Raw genomic sequence first — 7,207 nt, 5'->3', positions numbered from 1 at the left:
TGGTACTGCACCCGAGAGAGTGTGGGAGAGTAGGACGCCGCCGGACAAAATTTTGCAGTAGCCCCAGCCATCAGGCTGGGGCTACTCGCATTTCCAGACCCGAAAGCGAAGAGGCTTGGAGGTCTGGATGTCGGACCCCGGCCCGGTTCGTACTTCACGCTGAACCTCCCCTCGAACGGCCAGCCGTCGCTGTGGTCGCTGGGTGTTGTGCTGTCCGGCTCGTCCGCCGGCCACCTGACACTCCATCCCGGTGCGACGCTGCGGCAGGTGTCGGCCGTCGGCAACCAGGTGCGTCTCAGCCTGACGCTCACGTCCGACCTGCAGCGGCTGTGGGGGCTGCCCGGACCGGACGTCTCCCTCGCGGTCGCCGATCCGCTCAGGACCGCCCGCACCCGCGTCGACCCGACCGAGGCCGACCTGCGCGATGACCTGGCTCGGTTGCTCACGGTCGGCAGAGTGTCCACGGCCGCGCTCGACGAACCCGCCGAGCGGCGGGCGGTCGAGGATGGCGAGCTCCGCTCGATTCTGATGCAACTCGATCTGGCCGGCCTGCCACCGGTGCCCCGCTTGGCGTTGCTGGACACCGGCCTGGACGTGGCGGCGGAGATCGCCGGCATTCGTCACCGCGATGAGGTCAGCTTCATCGGCGGACCCCCGGACGAGCGGCACTGGACCTGGTGGCACGACAGCCGGGATGGCGTCGCCCGGCGGACCCAGGAGTGGCTCACCCTCCCGGTGCTCGACTTCCACGACGATGGCGGGCATGTGTTGGTGGGACGTCGGCACGCTGGACTACCTCATCCGCGAAGACGACCTCGGCGTGCGACGGTTCGAGCGGACCCGGGTCGTCCTCACCGCGAGCTGAGCCTGCAGCGTTCGCGTTGTGCGGCAGGACTTGCACAGCGACTTCTGGTGGAGAAACGCCGATGGCCGGCGCCCCCGCCAGGGTGCCGGCCATCGGAAACGCTCCGGGGAGCGGTGCTGGGATGCTTAGTTGGAGGCCACGCCGTAGGCGCCGCCGCCGGTGTGCAGCTCGGTGCCCGAGGCGAACGTGCTGTCGAGGCGCGCCTGCAGGGCGTCGAGCTGGTCGTACTCCGACGCCGACGAGTGCTCCGAACCCTCCGCGGCGAACACGTGGTCCGCGTTGGCCTCGTTGTGGTCGTACGAGGTGAAGTCCGACTCCTCGTACTGCGCACCCGACGGGTCCGTGAACGACACGTGGTGACCCTGGTCGAACGACGTCGACTCGGCCGACGCGGAGTCCTGCTCGTACACGCCGAAGTTCGAGTCGTAGTTGTTGTCAGCCGCGTGCACCTGGTGCAGCTGGTCCAGCGACTCGTGGTCCGCACCGGCCTCCACGTGACCGTAGTCGGTGCCGCCGTCGTAGCCGTGGTCGCCGTTGTCGCCGCTGTCCCACTCGCTCATTGCATTTCTCCCCGGTGTCCGGTGTGTTTTCCGTTGCTGTCGAAGACAACGTTAGTCAATCTTGCGGACCGTCGAATCCCCGAAACGTGCCACGGGGATCACACCCGCAGGACGCGGCCGGTGACGCCGGAGGCGGGCACGGGACCGTAGTGGCGGGAGTCGCGGGCGACCTCGCGGTTGTCGCCGAGGACGTAGAGCATGCCGTCGGGGACCGTCACCGGCGCGCAGTCGGTGGGCGCGCCGTGGATGTAGGGCTCGTCCAGCGGCGTACCGTCGCGGCGCACCCTGCCGCCGGCGCAGTCGATGGTGTCGCCGGCCAGGCCGATGACCCTGTCGACGGTGGTGAACGAGCCGTCGGCCCCCGACGGGGCGCGCAACACGACGATGTCGCCGCGGTCGATGCCCGTCAGCCGGAACGAGAGCCGGTCGACGACCGCGTGGTCGCCGATGGACAGGGTCGGCGCCATCGCGCCCGACGGGATCGAGCGGAGCTGGAACGCGGCCAGCGCGGCGGCCGCGACCAGGGCCGCGACGACGGCACGGCGGACCCGGCGCCGCTCCCGCACCGCGACCCACAGGCCGCCGGCCGTCCAGCGCAGCACCGGCCAGGTGCCCTTGACCTCGTCGAGCTCGGCGATGACGGCGGCGCCCCACGGGCTGCGGCTGCCGGCCAGCGCCACGGTCAGGACGCCGCGGGCCAGCCGGTGGACGGCGCTCACGACGCGGTCCGCGGGTGCAGGCGCGGCGCCGGAGAAGCTGCCTGCGCCGCGCGCCGGGCCAGGCGCGAGCGGGCCAGCGCCGCGCCGTCCTGGGTCAGCCGGTACAGGTGGCGCGGGGGACGCCCGGGCTGCTCCGCCGGCTCCCAGCGGGTCTCCAGCAGCGCCCCCTCCGCGAGGCGCATCAGGATCGGGTACAGCGAACCGGACGCCAGCCCGGTCTCGCGGCTCAGGTCATACCCGTACCGCCACGCGTCGGGCGCGGCGAGCAGGGCCTCGAAGACGTGCAGCGTCTGTGGCGACGAGTGCGGCAACCTCGGCATACCTGAAACTCTACATATGAAGACTATCGCTGGGAAGGTGTGGCGCGGCCCCGGGCGAGGGCGTCGACCCGGCGCAGCGCGTCCGGCAGGCGGAACGCTCCGGCCATCGCCGCGACCATCGCGGCCGCGTCGGGCAGTGGCATCCCCGCCGCGGTGACGAACAGGGGCCGGTCGGCGCCGCCGCGGCGCACGGCGACGGCGTGGGTGGCGCTGCGGAACGCGGTCTTCGCCACGCCGACCACGGGGATGCCGAGCGCGTCGCGGACGTGCGCCCCGAGGCCCGGGCGGCCGTCCGGGTCCAGGTCGACGTATCCGTCGACGATGAGCAGGTCGAGCGGTGGCAGCGGATCCAGCAGCGCGTGGACCGCCGGCAGCTCGCGCTTGTAGAAGGCGCCCGGCTCGTACGGGGCGACGTCGTCGAGCCAGGCGACGCGCTCGTCGAGCAGCGTGCCGAACGTCGGCTCGCCGGCGACCACCAGCGCACCCCGGGCGCCCCCGGTGTCCGGATAGTCGACGTCGATGGCTCCGTACCGCCGCGGGTTCACACCGGCAAGTGAACCAGCCCGGCGCCGCGGGTCAGCGCAGGGCCTCGTCCAGGCGGATCGCGGCGTTGATGAGGCCGAGGTGGGAGAACGCCTGCGGGAAGTTGCCGAGCTGCTCGCCGGTCGGGCCGATCTCCTCCGCGTACAGGCCGAGATGGTTGCTGTAGGTCAGCATCTTCTCGAACGTGAGCCGGGCGTCGTCGAGCCGCCCGGAGCGGGCCAGGGCGTCGACGTACCAGAACGTCTCCATCACCTGCCGGAAGACCGCGTCGCGCTGCGCCGTCCAGCGCGGCACGTCACCGGGCAGGCCGAGGTCGTGCGACAGGCGGATCGCGCGGTCGAAGGCGACCCAGCTCATCACCCGGCCGTACGTGTTGTGCCTGCGGCCGCTGCGCGACCGAGAACTCGGGCAGGCCGGCGGTCGGCGCGGCCACCAGCGCACCGGTCGGCGCGTAGGTCATCAGCTTGAGCGTGATCGCGGAGCGCTCGACGTGTTCCCGCCAGCGGCCGCGGTACGTGGAGCGCCCCACCCAGGTCCGCCAGAAGTCCCGGGTCTCGTCGTACAGGCGCCAGAGCTCGTCGACGGAGGCGGTCCGCGCGGTGTGCTCCGGCCCCATCGACAGGATCATGCCGGGTGACGAGGATCGCCGTGCCGGGCAGGTACAGCTGCCGCGCCACGAAGTCGTCGCGCTCGGGCCGCAGCCGGCAGAACCCGCCCGCGCTCCCCGCCACGAGCGAGGCGAAGAGGCTCGGCGAGTCGAACCGCGGCGCGCAGAGCCAGTCGATGGTGCCGTCCTGCGCGACGAGCGCCGACGTCTGCAGGTCACCGATCAGACCGTGGCCTTCGATAGGTGGGAATTCCATGCCTCGACGGTCGCCCGGCCCGGGTGACCCGCCAGCACCCGCAAAGGGTGAGCGGCGGGGTGTCAGGGGCGGGCGGCGGAGCGCTCCAGCAGGGAGACGAGGCCGGCGCGGGTCGCCACGACGATCATCGTGTGGCTGCGGTCGAGGGTCCGGCCGCGGTTGCGTTCGGGCCACCAGAAGGTCTGGACGCCCTGGCCGAGGCCGGGGCGGCCGGTCTGGACGGCGACGAGACGGAGCTCGTCGGCGACGCCGACCTCGTGGAACGGGCGGCCCTCCAGCAGGGAGCGGGCGCCGACGCGGACCTCGGCGACGAGCAGGACCCGGCGGCCGACGGGGATCGTGTCGACGACCTCGCTGCCGACCATCGAGGCGGCGAAGGCGGGGGCGGCCAGGTAGGAGACGCTGCGGGAGTGGTTGATGCCGAAGGCGACCTTGATCCGCCGGGCGAAGTCCTCCTCGAACAGTCGCAGCACGACCCGCAGGTCGGCGCGCAGCGAACGGGCGAGCAGGGCCGCCTCCAGGTTGGTGACGTCGTCGGTGGTCACCATGACGAGGCAGCGGGCCGTGGCCACCGACGCGGCCTCGAGGGTCTCGGTGTCCTTGGCGTCGCCGAGGATCACCGGGATGCCGAGCGCCCGGGCGACCGCCACGCCGCGGGCGGTCGGGGCGCGGTCCACGGCCACCACGTCGATGCCCTGGTCGTGCAGGCCCTGCACGACGCGCGCGCCGACGTTGCCGAGGCCGACGACGATCACGTGGTCGCCGACGGGCACGGCCAGGCCGCCGGCGGCGATCTTCAGGCGGGCCTTGACGAGGGTGTTGACGACGGCAGCGGTGACCGCCGGGATGACCGCGACGCCCGCGAAGACCAGCGCGAGGTCGACGGCCTGGCTGATCCGGCCGGCCTCCAGGTCGGCGTTGGCGCCACCGAGGGTCGTGAGCACGGTGACGTACAGTGCCCGCCACGGGCTCAGGTCCCGGACGGTGGCGACCACGACGCTGCCGGTCGCGATCAGGGCGAACACGCCCACGAGGACCCGCCGCAGGCCGCCCTTGAGCACGAGCCGGGTCATCCGCAGCGGATGCCGGCCGTCGCGCCGCGGCGCCGGCTGGACCTGGCCGTAGACGCTGACGAGGACCAGGTCGGCGGCGTCGTCCGGGGGCAGGGTGACGCCGGCGGCGGTGTCCGCCAGGCCGCACCGGATGTCGGCCGGGTTCGCGAGCGCGCGGTCGACGGCGGCGAGCCGCTGGCCGTCGGTGAGCTGGATCGACGTCGGGGTGTTGTCGCCGAGGGCCGCCGCGACGAACGCGGGCGCGGCGATCTCCGACGCGGACAGGACCGCGCAGTTGCGCACCCGCGACGCCACGCCCGCGCCGAGGACGGTGTTGAACATCCGCAGCACGACCCGGACGTCGGGCAGCGCCTCCCGGGCGATCAGCGCCGCGTCGACGTTGGCGACGTCGTCGGCGTCGACGAACGCGATCGCCTCGGCGTCGGCGAGCTCGGGCCGCAGGAACGTGGCTGCCGTCAGCCGCCGCTCCTGCACCACCATCGACCACGGGTCTGGCGCGCACAGCTCGGCGATCTCGGGCGCCAGGTTCTGCGTGAGGGACGGGACCACGGCCGTCACCTGCGCGCCGTAGCTGTTGATCAGCTCGCCGACCAGCCGCCGTGCGAGAGCGTTGTCACCCCAGACGACGAACCGGCGCACATCGACGATTGTATAAACGTCCGGTGAGCCTGGGGCGTCAGCAGGGTGGCGGGAACCCTGCCAGGAGATTGACGTCGTACACCAGCACCGCGTAGCGGCCGCTGTCGAAGCGCTGCTTCGGCGACCCCCACATGCGCATCGCCTGCGCCGGCGTGCCGTAGAACGGGCGGTCCTTCTCGAAGACGATGAACCTGGCGTCGTGCGCCGCGTCGTACATGTCGGTCTTCGACTGCCAGCACATCGGGATCACCCGGTCGTGGTCGCCGATCACCGGCGCGACGGTCACCTTCCGGTGCGTGGTGACGGTGATGTTGTTGGACACCCAGTAGGCGCCGAGGCCGTAGGTGAGCCCGCGGGCCTGCAGCCAGTCGGCGACCTCCTGCCCCTCGGACGCCTCGGCGCGCGGCGGCGAGTACGCCACCAGGTTCAGCGTGAGCAGCGCCAGCACGCCGGCCAGCACGCCCTGCCGCCAGCGGGCCGTGAACCGCCGGCCGGCGGGCCCGTCAGCGGCCATGAGCCGCGGCCCGACGACGCGACCGGCGATGACCGCGGCCATCGGCAGCACGGGCGAGATCTCCCGCGCCGCCATCAGGTCGACCGGCAGCGTCGACACGATCTCCGCGCCGATGTCGCAGCAGATCGCGATCGCCATGATGGACTCGACCCGGTCGGCGGTGCCGCGCAGCGTCCGCAGCAGCACGATCGCGACGGCGACCAGCGCGACGACGAACCCGATCAGGTGCAGGTAGGACACCCCCTGCTGGATCCACTTGCCCTGCCAGCCGGGCCGGTGGGTGCCGAACAGCACGCCGAGCATCCGCGCCGTCATGTGCGCCCGGCCGAACCACTCGTCCCACGGCGACAGCTCGATCGGCGGCTTCGGCGTGTGGTAGCCGCCGATCGCGTGCAGTGCCCAGGTCGCCAGGTGCGACAGGGCCACCGACGCGCCGGCGGCGAGCGCCAGCTGGAAGTCCATGCTGGTCAGGCGGCTCCGGAGCGGTCCGGGCAGCCGCCACGCACGGACCAGGCACACCAGGGCGAGCGGGACGGCGCCGACGAACGTGACGAGGGGGTCCCCCCACGCACCCCAGCCCAGCAGCAGCGCCACGACGACCGGCTTCGCCTTCGTGTCGCGCATCCGGTCGATCGCCCCCCACGCCAGCAGCAGCGGCACGGCGGAGCCGGTGTGGTTCGGCGAGGACAGCAGCGTCTGGTAGCCGGTGCCGGGCACCGGGCACAGCAGGATCGCGACGGTCACCCCGACCCGCAGCCACGCCTGGAGCCCGGTCGCGCGGCCCTTCGCGAGGGCGGCGGCGAGCAGCACGATCATCGTGTACGTGATGGCGGCCGCAATGTGGATCTGGTCGACGGTCGGCCCGGTGAAGACCTGGACGATCGCGTACTGGATCAGCTCCGTCGGGTAGAACGCGACGTCGGACAGCGTCCAGCCCGATAGCAGCGGGTTGCCGTGGAACATGTCCCAGGCCTGTAGCGCGTTGCTCGCGCCGTCGCTGTTGATCGGGAACGCGTACGCCATCCGCAGGTATGCGAAGAACAGCCCCACGGCTGCGACGGCGGTCCCCGAACCAATCAACAGCCTGGTTTTCAACACCACGGCAGGGTAG

General features: G+C 72.3%; 9 protein-coding genes and 1 pseudogene. All 10 read right to left on the bottom strand.

Going from position 1 to position 7,207, the window contains the following annotated elements; translation table 11 throughout:
- Positions 1 to 81: 81 nt before the first annotated feature.
- Positions 82 to 765, bottom strand: a complete 684-nt coding sequence (locus tag AB0J72_RS44650; protein ID WP_363411364.1) for a hypothetical protein — start codon at positions 763 to 765, stop codon at positions 82 to 84.
- A gap of 225 nt (positions 766 to 990) precedes the next feature.
- Positions 991 to 1,425 (bottom strand): hypothetical protein, encoded by a 435-nt coding sequence (locus AB0J72_RS44645; RefSeq protein WP_363411362.1) that lies wholly within the window; start codon positions 1,423 to 1,425, stop codon positions 991 to 993.
- Positions 1,426 to 1,523: 98 nt separating this feature from the next.
- Positions 1,524 to 2,144 carry a signal peptidase I gene (lepB, locus tag AB0J72_RS44640; protein WP_363411360.1) on the bottom strand — a complete coding sequence of 207 codons (621 nt, stop codon included), beginning with the start codon at positions 2,142 to 2,144 and terminating at the stop codon, positions 1,524 to 1,526.
- Positions 2,141 to 2,464: a PadR family transcriptional regulator gene (locus AB0J72_RS44635; RefSeq protein ID WP_363411358.1), complete on the bottom strand. Its 324-nt coding sequence runs from the start codon at positions 2,462 to 2,464 to the stop codon at positions 2,141 to 2,143. The genes lepB and AB0J72_RS44635 overlap by 4 nt, the downstream gene beginning before the upstream one ends.
- A 23-nt stretch (positions 2,465 to 2,487) precedes the next feature.
- A complete protein-coding gene (locus tag AB0J72_RS44630) occupies positions 2,488 to 3,009 on the bottom strand; it encodes an endonuclease V (protein WP_363411356.1) in 522 nt (173 codons plus the stop codon).
- A gap of 31 nt (positions 3,010 to 3,040) precedes the next feature.
- Positions 3,041 to 3,364: a glycoside hydrolase family 15 protein gene (locus AB0J72_RS44625; RefSeq protein WP_363411354.1), complete on the bottom strand. Its 324-nt coding sequence runs from the start codon at positions 3,362 to 3,364 to the stop codon at positions 3,041 to 3,043.
- Positions 3,303 to 3,623, bottom strand: a complete 321-nt coding sequence (locus tag AB0J72_RS44620) for a hypothetical protein (RefSeq protein ID WP_363411376.1) — start codon at positions 3,621 to 3,623, stop codon at positions 3,303 to 3,305. Before AB0J72_RS44620 ends, AB0J72_RS44625 begins: the two co-directional genes overlap by 62 nt.
- 67 nt (positions 3,624 to 3,690) lie before the next feature.
- Positions 3,691 to 3,870, bottom strand: a pseudogene (locus tag AB0J72_RS44615) (trehalase-like domain-containing protein); the annotation flags it as partial.
- A gap of 62 nt (positions 3,871 to 3,932) precedes the next feature.
- Positions 3,933 to 5,582 carry an NAD(P)-binding protein gene (locus AB0J72_RS44610; RefSeq protein WP_363411352.1) on the bottom strand — a complete coding sequence of 550 codons (1,650 nt, stop codon included), beginning with the start codon at positions 5,580 to 5,582 and terminating at the stop codon, positions 3,933 to 3,935.
- A gap of 37 nt (positions 5,583 to 5,619) precedes the next feature.
- On the bottom strand, positions 5,620 to 7,194 hold the full coding sequence (locus tag AB0J72_RS44605; protein WP_363411350.1) for a hypothetical protein: 1,575 nt from the start codon (positions 7,192 to 7,194) through the stop codon (positions 5,620 to 5,622).
- Positions 7,195 to 7,207 lie beyond the last annotated feature (13 nt).

The organism is Dactylosporangium sp. NPDC049742 (assembly GCF_040674675.1).
GTDB lineage: Bacteria > Actinomycetota > Actinomycetes > Mycobacteriales > Micromonosporaceae > Dactylosporangium > Dactylosporangium maewongense.
The sequence above is the reverse complement of the archived record's forward strand: the minus strand, read 5'-3'. Positions and strand labels throughout refer to the sequence as shown.

Coding starts and splice junctions, on each gene's coding strand:
- AB0J72_RS44650 (WP_363411364.1), bottom strand. CDS start 765: ATGCCCGCCATCGTCGTGGAAGTCGAGCACCGGGAGGGTGAGCCACTC.
- AB0J72_RS44625 (WP_363411354.1), bottom strand. CDS start 3,364: ATGAGCTGGGTCGCCTTCGACCGCGCGATCCGCCTGTCGCACGACCTC.
- AB0J72_RS44620 (WP_363411376.1), bottom strand. CDS start 3,623: ATGGGGCCGGAGCACACCGCGCGGACCGCCTCCGTCGACGAGCTCTGG.
- AB0J72_RS44645 (WP_363411362.1), bottom strand. CDS start 1,425: ATGAGCGAGTGGGACAGCGGCGACAACGGCGACCACGGCTACGACGGC.
- AB0J72_RS44635 (WP_363411358.1), bottom strand. CDS start 2,464: ATGCCGAGGTTGCCGCACTCGTCGCCACAGACGCTGCACGTCTTCGAG.